This window comes from Citrobacter koseri ATCC BAA-895 (genome assembly GCF_000018045.1).
Lineage (GTDB): Bacteria > Pseudomonadota > Gammaproteobacteria > Enterobacterales > Enterobacteriaceae > Citrobacter_B > Citrobacter_B koseri.
Genome location: NC_009792.1, coordinates 4,059,362 through 4,076,628, shown reverse-complemented (window position 1 = coordinate 4,076,628; position 17,267 = coordinate 4,059,362). Strand labels below are relative to the sequence as shown.

Genomic DNA, 17,267 nt, shown 5'->3' with positions numbered 1-17,267 from the left:
TATGTGGGTAAAAAAGTGGGCAGGCGAATGTCTGCCTGATGGTGAACATTGTGGTCGCCAGCCGCCTTCCTCTCAATGCTCATTTCTGCCAATGTCTTGCCCATTTCTCCAGAGCGCTGGAGAAAAAAGATAAATTTGCGCACAATCAAAGCGTCGTAAACCGATGAGAAAAAAGCGCGCCATGAACCGTGAAGCCATCTGCCTGTTGCTGACAGATAAAATTAAGCAGCTGATAAACAATCAAAACAACCTGAATGACTGCCTGCCCGACGTGCGTTTGCTCTACGGCACGGAGCCGGGGTCGCGCACGCCTGTGATGTATCAGCCTGGCATCATATTTCTCTTTTCGGGGCATAAGATCGGTTATATCAATGAACGCGTATTTCAGTACGATGCCAATGAATATCTGCTGCTGACAGTACCTTTACCCTTTGAATGTGAAACTTATGCGACGCCGGAAGTACCGCTCGCGGGGATTCGTCTGAATGTTGATATCCTGCAATTGCAGGAGTTGCTGATGGACATTGGTGAGGACGATCTGTTTCAACCGTCGATGGCGGCAAGCGGGATTAACTCCGCCACGCTGTCGGATGACATTCTTTGTGCGGCGGAACGCCTGTTAGATGTGATGGAAAGGCCGCTGGATGCGCGCATTCTGGGGAAACAGATTATTCGCGAAATTCTGTATCACGTTCTGATGGGGCCGCGTGGCGGCGCGCTGCTGGCGCTGGTCAGCCGCCAGACCCATTTCAGCCTGATTAGCCGGGTGCTGAAGCGGATTGAAACCAAATACACCGAGAACCTGAACGTTGAGCAACTGGCTGCGGAAGCCAACATGAGCGTCTCGGCGTTCCATCATAATTTTAAATCCGTTACCAGTACCTCGCCGTTGCAGTACCTGAAAACCTATCGCCTGCATAAAGCGCGGATGATGATCATTCACGACGGGATGAAAGCCAGCGCCGCTGCGATGCGCGTTGGCTACGAGAGCGCGTCGCAGTTCAGTCGGGAGTTCAAACGCTATTTTGGCGTAACGCCGGGGGAGGATGCGGCACGAATGAGAATGATGCAGGGAAGCTAATCATGTGTAAGCCGGATAAGCGTAAGCGCCATCCGGCAATCAGCAAATCAGGCGCTGCAATACTTCTTCTTGATCACGACGAATAATGTGCCGATCAAACCGGCGGCCAGCAGGGCAATCGGCAGGATCATCAAAAACGTCATCACCTGATCTTCATGACGTTTCACGAATGGGATCATACTGAGCGCGTAGCCGAAACTGGTCACCACGCCGACCCACAGCAGCCCGCTCAACCAGTTAAAAAACTGAAACCGGCGGCTGGACAACCCTGAAATCCCCGCCATTGTGGGCAGCAGGGTGCGCACAAACGCCAGAAAGCGCCCGGCAAGCAGCGCCAGCAGGCCGTGCCGGTCGAACATACAGGTCGCGCGCTGATGGTATTTAACGGGAAGCTGCGCCAGCCAGCCTTTCACCGTTTGCGTATTTCCCAGCCAGCGCCCCTGAATATAGCTCAGCCAGCAGCCGAGACTGGCGGCTGTCGTCAGAATAAGGATCGTGGGGACAAAGTCCATGACACCTTGTGCAACCAGCGCGCCTGCCAGTAAGAGCAGGCTGTCTCCGGGTAAAAAAGAGGCCGGGAGCAGGCCGTTTTCTAAAAATAGCGTGGCAAACATCACAAAGTAGACAACGCTAACAACGTGTGGATCCGCCAGCGCGGCAAAATCGTGTTGCCAGAGCGCAGCGATAATATCTTGAATGACAGCCATGGACTTTCCTGTGGAACCGCGTTTATGGGGCTATTGTACTCCTGAATTGCCCGGGATGCCTTGATCCCGGACGCAACAAATGCAGACTTTTCTGCCCGGAGTGTCTGCAATTCTGTCCATGACCGGAAACTTTACACAATACGCGTGAATCCTGCGGCTAAATCTGCAATCAGATCGTCAACATTCTCTAAACCGATGTGCAAACGGATCAGCGTGCCGGTGAAATCAACGTCGCCTTCGGGACGAATGGCGGCGATATGTTCCGGCTGGTTAGGCAGAATTAAGGATTCAAAGCCGCCCCAGGAGTAGGCCATGCTGAACAAGCTGAAATTATCCAGATAAGCGGAAAGCGCCTCATTGCTCAGCCTTTTATTCAGCACAAACGAGAACAACCCGCTGCTGCCCGTGAAATCGCGCTTCCAGAATTCGTGGCCTTTGCTGCCAGGAAGGGCGGGATGATTAACGCGGGCGACCTGAGGGTGATTCGCCAGCCACTCGGCGACTTTCAGGCTGCTTTCATGATGCTGGCGTAAGCGCACGCCCAGCGTACGTAGCCCACGGCTGGTCATATAAGCGGTATCTGCGTCCAGCATTTGCCCCATCAGATAGGCGTTTTCGCGTAATTGCTCCCAACAACGCGCATTAGACACGGCTGTGCCGACCATCGCATCCGAGTGACCAATCAGGTATTTCGTTCCTGCCTGGATGGAAATATCGATCCCGAAATCCAGCGCCTTAAACAGCACGCCCGCCGCCCAGGTGTTATCAATCATAATGACGGCGTCTGGCGCAACGCGTCTTACCGCGCCGACAATCGCCGGGATGTCATGCACTTCCATCGTGATGGAGCCAGGGGATTCGAGAAACACTACTTTCGTATTGGGCTGAATATGCTTCACGATATCCGCGCCGACCAGCGGATCAAACCAGCCGGTCGTCACGCCGAGTCTGGCGAGAACTTTGGTGCAAAAATCCTGACTGGGTTCGTAAGCGGTGTTGGTCATCAGGACGTGATCGCCCTGTTCCACAAAGGCCAGAATCGTGTTGGCGACAGCCGCCGCGCCGCAGGGGAAGAGCGCGCATCCGGCGCCGCCTTCCAGTTCGCACATGGCTTCCTGTAGCGAAAAATGGGTTAGCGTTCCGCGACGGCCATAGAAAAGCTCGCCATTGGCGCGGTTGCGGGTGGCGTGCTTTTTGGCTTCTACGGTGTCAAATACCAGCGAGGAGGCGCGCTGAATGACGCTGTTCACCGATCCCAGCGTGTATTTTTTGCTGCGTCCTGCGCTCACCAGTTTGGTTTCAAGATGTTTTTCTGCCATGTTGGAGTACCCATTTTTATACGTCTGGATGTCTAAACTATCATGAATGATGAGTGACGCATCCTGAAGAATCGGCATAAAGCAGAAAATTTTCTCAAAATGACATCTGGTGACTTTTTTACTGCGTAAGCGCAAGGAAAAGAAACCAAAGGTGCGGCACTATGTAAATAGTAATGAGAACGACTATCAATTCGACGTCGTTTTGATATTATTACGCTCAGAATTTGTGATTTGCGTCCTGGAGATACAGAGTGGGTAATAATTTGATGCAGACGGATCTCTCCGTCTGGGGTATGTATCAGCACGCCGACATCGTGGTTAAGTGCGTGATGATTGGTCTGATTCTGGCGTCAGTAGTCACCTGGGCTATCTTCTTCAGTAAGAGTCTTGAGTTCTTTACGCAGAAGCGTCGGCTCAAGCGTGAACAACAGCAGCTGGCTGAAGCGCGTTCTTTAGACCAGGCCAGCAATATTGCCTCCGCATTCGCGGCGAAAAGTTTAAGCTCACAGTTGCTCTATGAAGCGCAGAACGAGCTGGAACTGTCGGAAGGCAGTGAAGACAACGAAGGTATTAAAGAGCGTACCGGGTTCCGCCTGGAGCGTCGCGTAGCGGCGGTTGGCCGTCATATGGGACGCGGCAATGGCTACCTGGCGACCATCGGCGCCATCTCTCCGTTTGTCGGTCTGTTTGGTACGGTATGGGGCATCATGAACAGCTTCATCGGCATCGCGCAAACCCAGACCACCAACCTCGCGGTTGTCGCGCCGGGTATCGCGGAAGCGTTGCTGGCTACGGCGATCGGCCTGGTCGCGGCAATTCCTGCGGTTGTGATTTACAACATTTTCGCACGTCAGATCGGCAGCTACAAAGCGACGCTGGGCGACGTGGCGGCACAGATTCTGTTGCTACAAAGCCGCGATCTGGATCTGAACGCGAGCGCTTCCGCTCAGCCGGTACGTACCGCGCAGAAATTACGTGTAGGATAATGTTCCATGGCAATGCGTCTTAATGAAAATCTGGACGATAACGGTGAAATGCATGAAATCAACGTGACGCCGTTTATCGACGTCATGCTGGTTCTGCTGATTATCTTTATGGTGGCCGCGCCGCTGGCAACGGTGGACGTGAAGGTGAATCTTCCTGCGTCCACCAGCACCCCGCAGCCGCGCCCGGAAAAACCGGTTTATCTGTCCGTGAAGGCCGACAACAGCATGTTTATCGGCAACGATCAGGTAACGGATGAAACCATGATCGGCGAGCTGAACGCGTTAACCGAAGGGAAGAAAGACACGACGATCTTCTTCCGTGCGGATAAAACCGTTGATTATGAAACAATGATGAAAGTGATGGATACGCTGCACCAGGCGGGTTACCTGAAAATTGGTCTCGTGGGTGAAGAGGTCGCGAAAGCGAAGTAATCGTTGTTGCTGATGGGCAGACAGACAGGCCGGGTAGGGCGCAAGCCGTACCCGGCTTTTTTATTGCCTGATGGCGCTGCGCTTACCAGGCCTGCATGATGTGGTATCGCTGGATTGCTGACTCGCCAGATTACTTCGTCGTGGAGAACCGTTTTTCATTCAGCGCGACGGTGGTGATATTGGTCGTTCGGTAATCGCCATCGGATAGCTTACGCGTCAGGCGCAGGGTCGCCGTTTCTCGCGCCAGTAAGTGCTGATATGTGCTCTCCAGGCGCGCCATGATTTTGTCCCGCATCTCGGGATGTTGCTCAATAATCGTATTGATAACCGAACCGTAGATCTCTTCTTTGACCTGGAGCGCATAGATTTCACGGCGATTTTGCCATTTCAGCCGCACTAACGCGGCGGGAATCGACACGATCTCCTGCGCCACCTGTTCGAGGGTCGCGTTTTTATTGGCGATAAGCGCTTTAAGATTTTGCTTTAAGATAAATTCATCGCTTTTATTATTATCTAAAGCTAAATAAACATTATTATCTTCAACGTCTTTCATATTATTTCTCTTCCAGAGAATAAAAAACGGGAGAGTTTTTCTCTCTGGTTATGAGATTAAGCCAAATTTCATTGCCGTGATCGTTTATTTTTGTTGTGGCATCTGCCAGAATTTTACTTAATGCCTGAGCATCAACATCGCCTTCCGCCTGTAGGCTATTAATAAGACGAGCAAACGTCTCAATTTTAGCTACGCGATAAAGCCGGTCTTTTAAATGACGGTCACGTTCTTCAAGTAACATGTTTTTAGATTGACCAGTCGGTGTGGCGCTAATTAAAATATCTGGCTCGTAATCGCTCAGCGTTTTCTTTCCCTGAGTCAAATTTTCACTATTTTCTACGGTCTCAGCATCGCCTGGCGAGGCAGATAAATGAAAACGAGTCGGCACAAGATGCTCGGGAAGCATGTTGGAATGTCCTTTACTATCAATAGTATATTGTTTTTTATAAGGCAGGTCTCGTTGACAATAGCATGGTGTAATTTTAAAATCAAAAAAAATGGAGTCGGCATATGAACAGCATTTTTTATTCTATTATCACTCTGCTATTACTCACTGGCGGCGTGCTTTTCTTGATGCACGAATTTAATAAACAGCGCTCTGCTGAGGCGTCTAATCCAGTAAATCAAGCGGAACCCTTGTCCAAAGAGGAGGGCGAAGATCATTTTTCGTCGCTCATGAATACTATTACACCGGTATGGTACTGGCGAGTCAATCACGAATATATTGATTTTCTTCACGCAACGATAAAGCGGATGACGATGGCGGAGCTAAATGGAACGCCGGGGTTATTTGATGCGCAGCGCCGTTGCAGCGATCTCAACTCTGCGGTCTATAAATATTATGACAACATTAAAAAGCGTTGTCTGAACGGGGAAAAGGTTCCGCATTCCGATCTGGATGTGCTTAACTTGCGGCAATGTTTCCGGGAATTTAGCCTGGAGGCGTATCCCTCCCTGGTTGCTCTGGTGTGGCCTGAATATCAGCGGCCGCTAATCAAACCGGAAGAGGTTTAATAAATGTGCCTGACGTTGGCCGGGTAAGGCGAAACCGCCACCCGGCGCGCGTGCCCGAAAGCGTTATTTATCCGATGAGGCTTGCCAGAGGTTCAGCTCGCCGTCCGCGACATGTTTATCGATTTGCGCTAACTCGTCAGCGCTGAATGTCAGGTTCGACAACGCCTGCACATTTTCTTCCAGTTGCTCTGGTCGACTGGCGCCGATCAGCACCGACGTCACGCGATTATCTTTCAACAGCCAGCTAAGCGCCATCTGCGCCATTGACTGGCCGCGACGTTGCGCCATCTCATTGAGTAAACGCAGGCTGTTCAGATTCGCTTCCGTCAGCATATTCTCCGTCAGACCGCGAACTTTTTTCCCTTCACGCTGCATACGTGAACCTTCCGGGATACCGTTTAAGTATTTTCCGGTTAACAATCCCTGAGCCAGCGGTGTGAACGCAATGCAACCCATGCCGTTGGCCGCCAGCGTATCCAACAGGCCGCTTTTATCCACCCAGCGGTTGAGCAGATTGTAGGACGGCTGATGAATCAGCAGCGGGATTTTCCATTCGCGCAGCAGTTCTGCCATTCGTTGAGTTCGCTCAGGCGAATAGGAGGAGATGCCGACGTAAAGCGCCTTACCGCTTTGTACCGCCTGCGCCAGCGCGGATGCGGTCTCTTCCATCGGCGTGTTTTCATCGACACGGTGGGAATAGAAGATATCGACATAGTCCAGCCCCATCCGCTTCAGGCTCTGATCGAGGCTGGCGAGCAGGTACTTACGCGACCCGCCGGAGCCGTATGGCCCAGGCCACATGTCATAACCCGCTTTGGTGGAAATGATCAGCTCATCGCGATACGGCGCAAAATCTTCCCGCAGCAAACGGCCAAAGTTCTCTTCTGCGCTTCCCGGCGGCGGGCCGTAGTTATTGGCTAAATCAAAATGGGTGATGCCTGAATCAAAGGCTTTACGCAGCAGCGCACGCTGTGAATCCAGCGCCTGAACGTGGCCGAAACTGTGCCACAAACCCAGCGATAGCGCGGGTAAACGCAAACCGCTTTTACCGCAGTAGCGATAAAGCATCTGCTCATAACGTTCGGGGTTGGCTAACCAGGCCATGTCATCTCCTTAGAGAAAGTGAATTTCAAAACAACGTTTCTATTCTAGCGGCTCAACGGGGTTTATCCCGTTCGTCAGGTCACATTGATGCGAAAAATTGGGCAAAAACACGTCGTTATGCTTTGCTTAAAAAAACATCAATTCAGGAGTGAAACTATGCCGCGTCTGACTGCCAAAGACTTTCCGCAGGAGTTGCTCGATTACTATGACTACTATGCACATGGAAAAATCTCTAAACGCGAGTTTCTTAACCTCGCGGCAAAGTATGCCGTCGGCGGCGTGACCGCGCTTGCGCTGTTTAATCTCATGAAGCCGAATTACGCGCTGGCGGTGCAGGTGGAATTTACCGACCCGGACATTTTGCCGGAATACATTACGTATCCGTCACCGAACGGGCATGGTGAGGTGCGCGGCTATCTGGTGAAACCGGCGAAGGCGACGGGGAAAACGCCTGCGGTCGTGGTCGTACACGAGAACAGGGGGCTGAATCCCTATATTGAGGATGTCGCACGACGCGTGGCGAAAGCGGGTTATATTGCGCTGGCGCCTGATGGATTAAGCTCGGTAGGCGGATACCCCGGTAATGACGATAAGGGCCGGGAATTACAGCAGCAGGTTGATCCCACAAAATTAATGAATGATTTCTTTGCCGCGATTGAGTTTATGCAGCGTCATCCGGCGGCCAGCGGAAAAGTGGCTATTACGGGATTCTGCTATGGCGGCGGCGTATCAAATGCGGCGGCGGTGGCCTATCCAGAACTGGCGTGCGCCGTTCCTTTTTATGGTCGTCAGGCTCCGGCGTCAGATGTACCTAAAATTAATGCGCCTTTATTATTACATTACGCCGAGTTAGATACCTCAATTAATGAAGGCTGGCCTGCCTACGAAACGGCGCTGAAGGCGAATAATAAAGTCTATGAAGCGTATATCTATCCTGGGGTGAATCATGGTTTTCATAATGATTCGACTCCCCGCTATGATAAGGCCGCAGCGGATCTGGCCTGGGCGCGCACTCTGGCCTGGTTTGAGAAATATTTACAATGAAAAACAAACGATTATTTCAGGTGCGGCATATTGCTTTGCGGCATAATAATGCCGTTATGCTTTATAAGCATTCACAGGAATAGCGTGCTGACGATGATTCGTATACTTAGTTAAGTAAAAAAACAATAAAGAAAGTATATATTCTGCATTCTCTGCCGATAACGAGGATAAGTGTCGCCTGATGGCGAATCCCTCAAGTACGGCAAGGAAATTCTTATGCGTTTGCTGCAAAACTTCACTATTCGTATTGTCATGCTGACAATATTGGGGCTCTTCTGTCTTCTTTGGTCGGGCGTTGGTTTATTCAGCGTCCATGCATTATCTAAAGTGGCGGAAGGGAATGATATCGATCGTCATATTGTGCGTCAGATGACGGTGCTAAGTCAGGGGAACGATCAGTATTTTCGTTTTGTCACGCGTTTAAGCCGTGCGATGGACGTTAAAATCGGCGGCGGTACGCCCGATTTTGTACCAGTACAGCAGGCGCTGGACAATATGAGCAAAAAGCTGGAAGAGATGAAAACGCTCTCTCCAGGGCCGATGGACCCGGAGATCGCCGCTGCGGTATTGGCAAACTGGCAGGCGTTGCTTGATAAGGGCGTCGCGCCGCAGATGCAACTGGCGCAGCAGGGTACGCTCACCGAATTTGCAGAACAGGCGAATAATGTCACCCCCGCCCTGAGCCGCGCCTTCGGCGCCAGCGCAGAACGTTTTAACAGCGCGGCCGGCACGATGCTGGACAGCACCCGCGTGATGGTGGACGGCAAAACGTCAATTATCCGCACCCTGATTATCACCGCCGTTATTCTGGGAATTGTGATTCTCTTCTTTACCGACCGTTACCTGGTCACGATGTTAGTGAAACCGCTGGCGCGCATTCGCCAACAGTTCCGCCAGATTGCGCAAGGCGATCTGAGCCAGCCGATTGAAGAGTTTGGCCGTAACTGTGTCGGTCGTCTGGTGCCGTTACTGAGCGCGATGCAGGATAGTCTGCGGGAAGCGGTCAGCTCGATTCGTTCAGGCAGTGACAATATCTGGCGCGGTGCGACAGAGATCTCCAGCGGCAATAACGATCTCTCTTCCCGTACGGAAGAGCAGGCGGCGGCGCTGGAAGAGACCGCTGCAAGCATGGAACAGCTCACCGCGACGGTGAAATTGAATGCGGATAATGCGCGCCAGGCCAGTCAGCTTGCTGATGCCGCTTCCGCGACGGCCGGAAAAGGCGGCACGCTGGTTTCTGAAGTGGTCGAGACGATGGACGGTATTTCAGCCAGCTCCAGACAGATCGCCGAAATTACGAATGTCATCAACAGTATTGCCTTCCAGACCAATATTCTGGCGCTGAACGCCGCCGTTGAAGCCGCCAGAGCCGGTGAACAGGGGCGTGGGTTTGCGGTCGTCGCCGGTGAAGTGCGTAATCTGGCCAGTCGTAGCGCCGGGGCCGCCAAAGAGATTGAAACGCTGATCGCTGAATCCGTGCGTCGTGTCGAGCAGGGTGCGCAGCTGGTGCAGGAGACGGGCGCGACAATGGAGGCCATTCTGCGCGGAGTAACTGAAGTCACCACCATCATGAAGCAGATCGCCGCCGCTTCCGAGGAACAAAGCAAAGGGATCTCTCAGGTTGGTGTGGCGATAACCCAGATGGACAGCGTGACCCAACAAAACGCCGCGCTGGTGGAGCAAGTTTCTGCGGCAGCGGCGGCGCTGGAACGGCAAACGGAAGAGCTGCAACGCTCTGTGCAACAGTTCCGCCTTTCTCATAATGACGCGCAAATCAGCCCGGCGAAAACGGTCTCTCCAGCCAGTCCGCGCGGGGCGTCTGCCGCGAAGTCAGGCGATGAATGGGTCGCCTTCTGATCCGGTAAAAAAAAGTATGTGATACCTCTGGCGTTCGCTTAAAAAATCGCTATATAATTTGTTATATAGCGATTGGAGGTATCATGGACAATCATTTTGGTAAGGGCCTGATGGCCGGATTAAACGCAACGTGTGCCGATAGCGCGCGTAACGTGGCGGGTTTTTGTTCTGATTATAAGCGCGGATTCGTATTAGGATTTTCGCATCGCATGTTTGAAAAAACAGGCGATCGACAATTAAGCGCCTGGGAAGCGGGGATTCTGACGCGCCGTTATGGCCTGGACAAAGATATGGTGATGGACTTCTTTCGGGAGAATCAATCGAATACGACTATCCGGTTCTTTATGGCGGGTTATCGTCTCGAAAATTGATCCGAAGGGGGTATTACCCCGGTTTAATTAATTACACTATTGTCTTACTCCTTCGTTTTGTTGTTCCGTCAAAGTATCATGGTTCAATAACCATAAAGAAAGTGTGGTAAATGGCGCGCCGATCGCAATAAGTTATTTGTGAACGGTGCAAAATAGAGCCAGGTCTTTGCAACGGAATAACAATAAAATGACTGGAGATAATACTCTCATCACTTCTCACGGCGTTAATCGTCGTGATTTCATGAAGCTTTGTGCAGCACTGGCCGCAACCATGGGGCTCAGTAGCAAAGCCGCCGCAGAAATGGCCGAATCGGTTTCCCGTCCGCAGCGTCCGCCCGTCGTCTGGATCGGCGCTCAGGAATGTACGGGATGTACCGAATCGCTCCTTCGCGCGACCCACCCAACGGTAGAAAACCTCGTTCTGGAAACGATCTCTCTGGAGTACCACGAGGTCCTCTCCGCCGCCTTCGGCCATCAGGTTGAAGAGAACAAGCATAACGCTCTGGAGAAGTATAAAGGGCAGTATGTGTTGGTTGTCGATGGTTCCATCCCATTAAAAGATAACGGTATTTACTGCATGGTTGCCGGTGAGCCGATTGTGGATCACATCCGCAAGGCGGCGGAAGGCGCGGCGGCGATTATCGCGATCGGCTCCTGTTCCGCGTGGGGCGGCGTCGCTGCCGCTGGCGTGAACCCGACCGGCGCCGTCGGGTTGCAGGAAGTCCTGCCGGGCAAAACCGTTATCAATATCCCGGGCTGCCCGCCGAACCCGCATAACTTCCTGGCAACGGTTGCCCACATCATCACTTACGGTAAACCGCCGAAGCTGGATGCCAAAAACCGTCCAACCTTCGCCTATGGTCGTCTGATTCACGAACACTGCGAACGCCGCCCGCATTTTGACGCCGGTCGCTTCGCCAAAGAGTTCGGCGATGAAGGCCACCGTGAAGGCTGGTGCCTCTACCATCTGGGCTGTAAAGGGCCTGAAACCTACGGCAACTGTTCGACGTTGCAGTTCTGCGATGTCGGCGGCGTATGGCCGGTGGCGATTGGACACCCCTGCTACGGCTGTAACGAGGAAGGCGTTGGCTTTCATAAAGGCATCCACCAACTCGCCCATGTGGAAAATCAAACCCCGCGTTCCGAGAAGCCGGATGTCAACCTGAAAGAGGGTGGCCACATTTCCGCAGGCGCCGTTGGGCTGCTTGGCGGCGTGGTTGGGCTGGTTGCCGGTGTCAGCGTGATGGCGGTACGTGAACTGGGGCGTCAGCAGAAGAAAGATAACGCTGACTCACGGGGAGAATAACCGTGAACAGACGTAACTTTATTAAAGCAGCCTCTGGCGGGGCATTGCTGCTGGGCGCGTCGCCGTCCATCAGCCATGCGGCTGCGGAAAACCGTCCGCCTATCCCGGGTTCCCTGGGGATGCTGTATGACTCGACGCTGTGCGTGGGCTGTCAGGCGTGTGTGACCAAATGCCAGGATATCAACTTCCCGGCGCGTAACCCGGAAGGGGCGCAAACCTGGTCGAATAACGACAAGCTGTCTCCTTACACCAATAACATCATTCAGGTGTGGCATAGCGGAAGTGGCGTCAATAAAGATCAGACAGAGAACGGCTACGCGTACATTAAGAAACAGTGTATGCACTGCGTTGACCCTAACTGCGTCTCCGTTTGCCCGGTATCCGCGCTGAAGAAAGACCCGAAAACCGGCATCGTTCATTACAACAAAGACGTCTGTACCGGCTGTCGCTACTGCATGGTCGCCTGCCCGTACAACGTGCCGAAATACGACTACAACAACCCGTTTGGCGCGCTGCACAAGTGTGAACTGTGCAACCAGAAGGGCGTTGAACGCCTGGACAAAGGCGGTCTGCCGGGGTGCGTTGAGGTATGTCCGGCGGGCGCGGTGATTTTTGGTACGCGAGAAGAGCTAATGGCGGAGGCGCAAAAACGCCTGGCGCTGAAGCCTGGCAGCGAATACCACTATCCGCGCCAGACGTTGCAGACTGGCGATACGTATCTGCATACCGTACCGAAGTATTACCCGCATCTGTACGGTGAAAAAGAGGGCGGCGGCACGCAGGTGCTGGTGCTGACCGGCGTTCCTTACCAGAATCTGGATCTCCCTCAACTGGCCGATCTGTCAACTGGCGCGCGTTCTGAACACATTCAACACACCCTGTATAAAGGCATGATGCTGCCACTGGCTGTGCTGGCGGGCTTAACCGTGATGGTTCGTCGTAATACGAAAAACGAGCATCACGACGGAGGAGACGATCATGAGTCATGATCCTAAACCGCTGGGCGGGAAAATAATCAGTAAACCGATCATCATCTTCGGGCCGCTTGTCGTCCTGTGCATGCTTCTCATTGTGAAACGTCTGGTCTTCGGGCTGGGATCGGTCTCCGATCTGAACGGCGGCTTCCCCTGGGGCGTGTGGATCGCTTTTGACCTGCTGATCGGCACCGGCTTCGCGTGCGGCGGTTGGGCGCTGGCGTGGGCGGTGTATGTCTTCAACCGGGGGCAATACCATCCGCTGGTGCGCCCGGCGCTGCTGGCAAGCCTGTTCGGTTACTCTTTGGGCGGGCTGTCGATCACCATTGACGTTGGTCGTTACTGGAACCTGCCGTATTTCTACATCCCAGGGCACTTCAATGTGAACTCGGTGCTGTTTGAAACGGCGGTCTGTATGACCATCTACATCGGCGTGATGGCGCTGGAGTTTGCCCCCGCGCTGTTTGAACGCCTGGGCTGGAAAGTCTCGCTTAAGCGTCTGAACAAAGTGATGTTCTTTGTTATCGCCCTCGGGGCGTTGCTGCCGACCATGCACCAGTCGTCAATGGGATCGTTGATGATTGCCGCCGGTATTAAAGTACATCCGCTGTGGCAGAGCTATGAAATGCTGCCGTTGTTCTCATTGTTCACCGCTTTCATCATGGGCTTTTCCATCGTTATTTTTGAAGGCTCTCTGGTGCAGAGCGGCTTAAAAGGCAACGGCCCGGATGAGAAAAGTTTGTTTATCAAGCTGACCGGTACTATCAGCGTTTTCATCGCGCTGTTCCTCGTGTGCCGTTTTGGTGAACTGATTTACCGCGACAAGCTCTCTTATGCGTTTGCCGGTGACTACTACTCCTTGCTGTTCTGGGTTGAAGTCCTGCTGATGGTCTTCCCGCTGGTGGTGCTCCGTCTGCCGAAACTGCGCGGCGACTCGCGGATGTTGTATCTGTCCGCCCTCAGTATGCTGCTGGGCTGCGCAACGTGGCGTATGTCCTACTCGCTGGTGGCGTTCAATCCCGGCGGCGGCTACCACTACTTTCCCACCTGGGAAGAACTGCTGATTTCTATTGGTTTTGTGGCTATTGAGATTTGTGCATACATCTTACTCATTCGTCTACTGCCGATACTTCCTCCATTAAAACAAAACGATCACAATCGTCATGAGGCGAGCAAAGCATGAGCCAGAGAATTACTATTGATCCGGTAACCCGTATTGAGGGTCATTTACGCATCGACTGCGAAATCGAGAACGGTGTGGTGTCAAAAGCATGGGCATCCGGCACCATGTGGCGCGGCATGGAAGAGATCGTGAAGAATCGCGATCCGCGCGATGCCTGGATGATTGTGCAGCGTATCTGTGGCGTATGTACCACGACCCACGCGATCTCTTCCGTTCGTGCGGCGGAGAGCGCGCTGAAGATTGACGTTCCGGTCAATGCGCAGTACATCCGTAACATCATTCTGGCGGCGCATACTACCCATGACCATATTGTGCACTTCTACCAGCTTTCTGCGCTGGACTGGGTGGATATCACCTCTGCGCTGAAAGCCGATCCGGCGAAAGCGTCGGCGCTGTTGAACGGCGTGTCGAGCTGGCACCTGAATAGCGCGGAAGAGTTCACGAAGGTGCAGAACAAGATCAAAGACCTCGTTGCCAGCGGCCAGTTAGGGATTTTCGCTAACGGCTACTGGGGACACCCGGCGATGAAACTGCCGCCGGAAGTGAACCTGATTGCGGTCGCGCACTATCTGCAAGCGCTGGAATGCCAGCGTGACGCCAACCGCGTGGTGGCGCTGCTGGGCGGTAAAACGCCGCACATCCAGAACCTGGCGGTGGGCGGGGTGGCGAACCCGATCAACCTCGACGGTCTCGGCGTGCTGAACCTTGAACGCCTGATGTACATCAAGTCCTTCATCGACAAGCTGAGCGACTTTGTTGAGCAGGTTTACAAGGTGGATACGGCGGTAATCGCGGCGTTCTATCCAGAATGGCTGGAGCGCGGAAAAGGCGCGGTTAACTACCTGAGCGCGCCGGAATTTCCGACTGACGGTAAAAACGGCAGCTTCCTGTTCCCTGGCGGCTATATCCAGAATGCGGATCTGTCGACGTATCGCCCGATCGCCTCGCATTCCGATGAATACCTGATTAAAGGGATTCAGGAGAGCGCGAAGCACGCCTGGTACAAAGACGAAGCGCCACAGGAACCGTGGGAAGGGACTACCGTCCCGGAATACACCGGTTGGTCTGATGACGGTAAATACTCGTGGGTTAAGTCCCCGACCTTCTACGGCAAAACCGTTGAAGTGGGGCCGCTGGCCAATATGCTGGTTAAACTGGCGGCGGGACGCGAGTCCACGAAGGCTAAACTGAATGAAATCATCGCGATCTACCAGAAACTGACCGGCAAAACGCTGGAAGTAGCGCAACTGCACTCCACGCTGGGGCGTATTATTGGCCGCACCGTTCACTGCTGCGAATTGCAGGGTATTCTGCAAAACCAGTACAGCGCGCTGATCGCCAATATCGGGAAAGGCGACCACACCACGTTCGTCAAACCGGATATCCCGGCGACGGGTGAGTTTAAAGGGGTGGGCTTCCTTGAGGCGCCGCGCGGTATGCTCTCTCACTGGATGGTCATTAAAGACGGCATTATCAGCAACTACCAGGCGGTGGTTCCGTCCACCTGGAACTCCGGTCCGCGTAACTTTAACGATGAAGTGGGGCCGTACGAGCAGTCGCTGGTGGGGACGCCGATCGCCGATCCAGAAAAACCGCTGGAAGTGGTGCGTACCATTCACTCCTTCGACCCTTGCATGGCGTGCGCGGTGCACGTAGTGGACGCTGACGGGAACGAAGTCGTCTCAGTTAAGGTTCTGTAATGCGGATTTTAGTGTTAGGGGTCGGCAATATTTTGCTGACCGATGAAGCCATCGGGGTGCGTATCGTTGAAGCGTTAGAACAGCGGTACATCCTGCCGGATTTCGTGGAGATCCTTGATGGCGGCACGGCGGGAATGGAGCTTCTTGGCGATATGGCGGACAGAGATCACCTGATCATCGCGGACGCCATTGTGTCGAGAAAGAATACGCCGGGAACCCTTATGATCCTGCGTGATGATGAGGTGCCTGCGCTGTTCACCAACAAAATCTCACCGCATCAGCTTGGCCTGGCCGACGTTCTGTCGGCCCTGCGCTTCACTGGCGAGTTTCCGAAAAAGCTGACGCTGATCGGCGTGATCCCGGAATCGCTGGAGCCGCATATCGGCCTGACGCCAACGGTTGAAGCGATGATTGAACCTGCTATGGCGCAGGTTCTTGCCGCGCTGCGCGAGTCAGGCGTTGAGGCTATTCCACGGGAGGCTGCGCATGTCTGAGGAAATTTCAGGGTTCCCGTCCTCCCCGAGAATGCAGGTTCAGGCGGCGTTTGAAGAGATTGCCCGACGTTCAATGCACGATCTCTCGTTTTTGCACCCGAATATGCCGGTGTATGTCTCTGACTTCACCCTGTTTGAAGGGCAGTGGACGGGCAGCGTGATCGCGCCGTGGATGCTGAGCGCGCTGATTTTCCCCGGCCCCGACCAGCTCTGGCCGGTACGCAAAGTCAGTGAAAAACTCGGATTGCGTCTGCCGTATGGCGCAATGACCTTTACCGTTGGCGAACTGGACGGGGTTTCGCAATACCTCTCCTGCTCGCTGATGTCGCCGCTCAACCACGGTATGTCGGCGCAGGAGGGGATGCGTCTGGCGGACGACTGCGCGCGGATGCTGCTGTCGCTGCCGGTCAGCGATCCCGATGCGCCGCAGCTGGCAGGGCGACGTGCGCTGCTGTTTGGACGCCGGAGCGGCGAGCATGCATGAGCTGTCCCTGTGCCAGAGCGCGGTTGAGATTATTCAGCAGCAGGCGGAACAGCATGGCGTGACGCGAGTTACCGGCGTATGGCTGGAAATTGGCGCACTCTCATGCGTTGAAGAGAGCGCCGTGCGCTTCAGCTTTGATATCGTTTGCCAGGGTACGCTCGCGCAGGGGTGTGCGTTGCACATCGACTATAAACCCGCTCAGGCGTGGTGCTGGGATTGCAGCCAGGCGGTTGAAATCACGCAGCATGACGCGCAGTGCCCACACTGTCAGGGCGATCGCCTGCGGGTGGATACCGGCGACTCGCTGAAAGTGAAAAGTATTGAAGTGGAATAACGTCCAGGTGGTTAACTATGTGTATTGGAGTCCCGGGGCAGGTTCTGTCCGTTGGTGAAGATATTCACCAGCTTGCGCAGGTTGAAGTGTGCGGCATCAAGCGTGATGTGAATATTGCCCTGATTTGCGAAGACAGCCCTGCAACGCTGGTGGGGCAGTGGGTGCTGGTGCATGTGGGATTTGCCATGAGCATCATTGATGAAGAAGAAGCCAAAGCCACATTAGACGCGCTACGCCGAATGGAGTATGACGTTACCAGCGCCTGATAATCCCTGAAGGCAATCTATCAAGCGGCCTTGCAATCGTTGTATACTAATATATATA

The 17,267-nt window shown here is 53.7% G+C and carries 20 protein-coding genes; 15 read left to right on the top strand and 5 right to left on the bottom strand.

Going from position 1 to position 17,267, the window contains the following annotated elements:
• Nucleotides 1–181: 181 nt before the first annotated feature.
• Nucleotides 182–1,081, top strand: a complete 900-nt coding sequence (locus tag CKO_RS18795) for an AraC family transcriptional regulator (protein WP_024130956.1) — start codon at nucleotides 182–184, stop codon at nucleotides 1,079–1,081.
• A gap of 47 nt (nucleotides 1,082–1,128) precedes the next feature.
• Here CKO_RS18795 and yghB read toward each other — a convergent pair whose 3' ends face one another.
• Together yghB and metC are read right to left on the bottom strand one after the other, a co-directional pair.
• The gene (gene yghB / locus CKO_RS18790) at nucleotides 1,129–1,788 is read right to left on the bottom strand and encodes a DedA family general envelope maintenance protein YghB (RefSeq protein ID WP_012135142.1); all 660 of its coding nucleotides are present in this window, start codon (nucleotides 1,786–1,788) and stop codon (nucleotides 1,129–1,131) included.
• Between the two features lie 131 nt (nucleotides 1,789–1,919).
• Nucleotides 1,920–3,107: a cystathionine beta-lyase gene (gene metC, locus CKO_RS18785; RefSeq protein WP_024130955.1), complete on the bottom strand. Its 1,188-nt coding sequence runs from the start codon at nucleotides 3,105–3,107 to the stop codon at nucleotides 1,920–1,922.
• A 251-nt stretch (nucleotides 3,108–3,358) separates the two neighbouring features.
• On the opposite strand from metC, the gene exbB reads away from it, so the two are divergent.
• Nucleotides 3,359–4,093: a tol-pal system-associated acyl-CoA thioesterase gene (gene exbB, locus CKO_RS18775; RefSeq protein WP_024130953.1), complete on the top strand. Its 735-nt coding sequence runs from the start codon at nucleotides 3,359–3,361 to the stop codon at nucleotides 4,091–4,093.
• Between the two features lie 6 nt (nucleotides 4,094–4,099).
• The gene (gene exbD, locus CKO_RS18770) at nucleotides 4,100–4,525 is read left to right on the top strand and encodes a TonB system transport protein ExbD (RefSeq protein ID WP_012135139.1); all 426 of its coding nucleotides are present in this window, start codon (nucleotides 4,100–4,102) and stop codon (nucleotides 4,523–4,525) included.
• A gap of 130 nt (nucleotides 4,526–4,655) precedes the next feature.
• Here the strand turns inward: exbD and CKO_RS18765 are convergent, their stop codons facing one another.
• Nucleotides 4,656–5,078 carry a hypothetical protein gene (locus CKO_RS18765; RefSeq protein WP_012135138.1) on the bottom strand — a complete coding sequence of 141 codons (423 nt, stop codon included), beginning with the start codon at nucleotides 5,076–5,078 and terminating at the stop codon, nucleotides 4,656–4,658.
• Between the two features lies 1 nt (nucleotide 5,079).
• Nucleotides 5,080–5,484, bottom strand: coding sequence for a hypothetical protein (locus CKO_RS18760; RefSeq protein ID WP_012135137.1), 405 nt, complete (start codon nucleotides 5,482–5,484; stop codon nucleotides 5,080–5,082).
• A 104-nt stretch (nucleotides 5,485–5,588) separates the two neighbouring features.
• Here CKO_RS18760 and CKO_RS18755 point away from each other — a divergent pair, with 104 nt between their 5' ends.
• Complete coding sequence (locus tag CKO_RS18755; RefSeq protein WP_012135136.1) at nucleotides 5,589–6,092, top strand: ESA_00282 family adhesion-associated protein; 504 nt, start codon at nucleotides 5,589–5,591, stop codon at nucleotides 6,090–6,092.
• Between the two features lie 63 nt (nucleotides 6,093–6,155).
• On the opposite strand, the gene CKO_RS18750 is transcribed toward CKO_RS18755, so the two are convergent.
• Nucleotides 6,156–7,196 (bottom strand): aldo/keto reductase, encoded by a 1,041-nt coding sequence (locus CKO_RS18750; RefSeq protein ID WP_012135135.1) that lies wholly within the window; start codon nucleotides 7,194–7,196, stop codon nucleotides 6,156–6,158.
• A gap of 156 nt (nucleotides 7,197–7,352) precedes the next feature.
• On the opposite strand from CKO_RS18750, the gene yghX reads away from it, so the two are divergent.
• From yghX to hybG, 11 genes are all read left to right on the top strand, one after another.
• The gene (gene yghX / locus CKO_RS18745) at nucleotides 7,353–8,240 is read left to right on the top strand and encodes a YghX family hydrolase (protein WP_048902413.1); all 888 of its coding nucleotides are present in this window, start codon (nucleotides 7,353–7,355) and stop codon (nucleotides 8,238–8,240) included.
• Nucleotides 8,241–8,456: 216 nt separating this feature from the next.
• Nucleotides 8,457–10,097 carry a methyl-accepting chemotaxis protein gene (locus tag CKO_RS18740; protein ID WP_024130951.1) on the top strand — a complete coding sequence of 547 codons (1,641 nt, stop codon included), beginning with the start codon at nucleotides 8,457–8,459 and terminating at the stop codon, nucleotides 10,095–10,097.
• 83 nt (nucleotides 10,098–10,180) lie between these two features.
• Nucleotides 10,181–10,468: a DUF2623 family protein gene (locus tag CKO_RS18735; RefSeq protein ID WP_012135131.1), complete on the top strand. Its 288-nt coding sequence runs from the start codon at nucleotides 10,181–10,183 to the stop codon at nucleotides 10,466–10,468.
• A gap of 187 nt (nucleotides 10,469–10,655) precedes the next feature.
• Nucleotides 10,656–11,774, top strand: a complete 1,119-nt coding sequence (hybO, locus tag CKO_RS18730; RefSeq protein WP_012135130.1) for a hydrogenase 2 small subunit — start codon at nucleotides 10,656–10,658, stop codon at nucleotides 11,772–11,774.
• Between the two features lie 2 nt (nucleotides 11,775–11,776).
• The gene (hybA, locus tag CKO_RS18725) at nucleotides 11,777–12,763 is read left to right on the top strand and encodes a hydrogenase 2 operon protein HybA (protein ID WP_024130950.1); all 987 of its coding nucleotides are present in this window, start codon (nucleotides 11,777–11,779) and stop codon (nucleotides 12,761–12,763) included.
• The gene (hybB, locus tag CKO_RS18720) at nucleotides 12,753–13,931 is read left to right on the top strand and encodes a Ni/Fe-hydrogenase cytochrome b subunit (protein ID WP_012135128.1); all 1,179 of its coding nucleotides are present in this window, start codon (nucleotides 12,753–12,755) and stop codon (nucleotides 13,929–13,931) included. The genes hybA and hybB overlap by 11 nt, the downstream gene beginning before the upstream one ends.
• Nucleotides 13,928–15,631, top strand: a complete 1,704-nt coding sequence (gene hybC, locus CKO_RS18715; RefSeq protein ID WP_012135127.1) for a hydrogenase 2 large subunit — start codon at nucleotides 13,928–13,930, stop codon at nucleotides 15,629–15,631. Before hybB ends, hybC begins: the two co-directional genes overlap by 4 nt.
• A complete protein-coding gene (locus CKO_RS18710) occupies nucleotides 15,631–16,125 on the top strand; it encodes a HyaD/HybD family hydrogenase maturation endopeptidase (RefSeq protein WP_012135126.1) in 495 nt (164 codons plus the stop codon). Before hybC ends, CKO_RS18710 begins: the two co-directional genes overlap by 1 nt.
• Nucleotides 16,118–16,609 (top strand): hydrogenase-2 assembly chaperone, encoded by a 492-nt coding sequence (gene hybE / locus CKO_RS18705; protein WP_012135125.1) that lies wholly within the window; start codon nucleotides 16,118–16,120, stop codon nucleotides 16,607–16,609. The genes CKO_RS18710 and hybE overlap by 8 nt, the downstream gene beginning before the upstream one ends.
• Nucleotides 16,602–16,943: a hydrogenase maturation nickel metallochaperone HypA gene (gene hypA / locus CKO_RS18700; protein ID WP_012135124.1), complete on the top strand. Its 342-nt coding sequence runs from the start codon at nucleotides 16,602–16,604 to the stop codon at nucleotides 16,941–16,943. The genes hybE and hypA overlap by 8 nt, the downstream gene beginning before the upstream one ends.
• Nucleotides 16,944–16,960: 17 nt before the next feature.
• Nucleotides 16,961–17,209, top strand: a complete 249-nt coding sequence (hybG, locus tag CKO_RS18695) for a hydrogenase maturation factor HybG (RefSeq protein ID WP_012135123.1) — start codon at nucleotides 16,961–16,963, stop codon at nucleotides 17,207–17,209.
• Nucleotides 17,210–17,267: the final 58 nt, after the last annotated feature.

Excerpts from the sequence above, each read along its gene's own strand:
- CKO_RS18795 (WP_024130956.1), top strand. The coding sequence starts at position 182 with ATGAACCGTGAAGCCATCTGCCTGTTGCTGACAGATAAAATTAAGCAG.
- yghB (WP_012135142.1), bottom strand. The coding sequence starts at position 1,788 with ATGGCTGTCATTCAAGATATTATCGCTGCGCTCTGGCAACACGATTTT.
- metC (WP_024130955.1), bottom strand. The coding sequence starts at position 3,107 with ATGGCAGAAAAACATCTTGAAACCAAACTGGTGAGCGCAGGACGCAGC.
- exbD (WP_012135139.1), top strand. The coding sequence starts at position 4,100 with ATGGCAATGCGTCTTAATGAAAATCTGGACGATAACGGTGAAATGCAT.
- CKO_RS18765 (WP_012135138.1), bottom strand. The coding sequence starts at position 5,078 with ATGAAAGACGTTGAAGATAATAATGTTTATTTAGCTTTAGATAATAAT.
- CKO_RS18760 (WP_012135137.1), bottom strand. The coding sequence starts at position 5,484 with ATGCTTCCCGAGCATCTTGTGCCGACTCGTTTTCATTTATCTGCCTCG.
- CKO_RS18755 (WP_012135136.1), top strand. The coding sequence starts at position 5,589 with ATGAACAGCATTTTTTATTCTATTATCACTCTGCTATTACTCACTGGC.
- CKO_RS18750 (WP_012135135.1), bottom strand. The coding sequence starts at position 7,196 with ATGGCCTGGTTAGCCAACCCCGAACGTTATGAGCAGATGCTTTATCGC.
- yghX (WP_048902413.1), top strand. The coding sequence starts at position 7,353 with ATGCCGCGTCTGACTGCCAAAGACTTTCCGCAGGAGTTGCTCGATTAC.
- CKO_RS18740 (WP_024130951.1), top strand. The coding sequence starts at position 8,457 with ATGCGTTTGCTGCAAAACTTCACTATTCGTATTGTCATGCTGACAATA.
- CKO_RS18735 (WP_012135131.1), top strand. The coding sequence starts at position 10,181 with ATGGACAATCATTTTGGTAAGGGCCTGATGGCCGGATTAAACGCAACG.
- hybO (WP_012135130.1), top strand. The coding sequence starts at position 10,656 with ATGACTGGAGATAATACTCTCATCACTTCTCACGGCGTTAATCGTCGT.
- hybB (WP_012135128.1), top strand. The coding sequence starts at position 12,753 with ATGAGTCATGATCCTAAACCGCTGGGCGGGAAAATAATCAGTAAACCG.
- hybC (WP_012135127.1), top strand. The coding sequence starts at position 13,928 with ATGAGCCAGAGAATTACTATTGATCCGGTAACCCGTATTGAGGGTCAT.
- CKO_RS18710 (WP_012135126.1), top strand. The coding sequence starts at position 15,631 with ATGCGGATTTTAGTGTTAGGGGTCGGCAATATTTTGCTGACCGATGAA.
- hybE (WP_012135125.1), top strand. The coding sequence starts at position 16,118 with ATGTCTGAGGAAATTTCAGGGTTCCCGTCCTCCCCGAGAATGCAGGTT.
- hypA (WP_012135124.1), top strand. The coding sequence starts at position 16,602 with ATGCATGAGCTGTCCCTGTGCCAGAGCGCGGTTGAGATTATTCAGCAG.
- hybG (WP_012135123.1), top strand. The coding sequence starts at position 16,961 with ATGTGTATTGGAGTCCCGGGGCAGGTTCTGTCCGTTGGTGAAGATATT.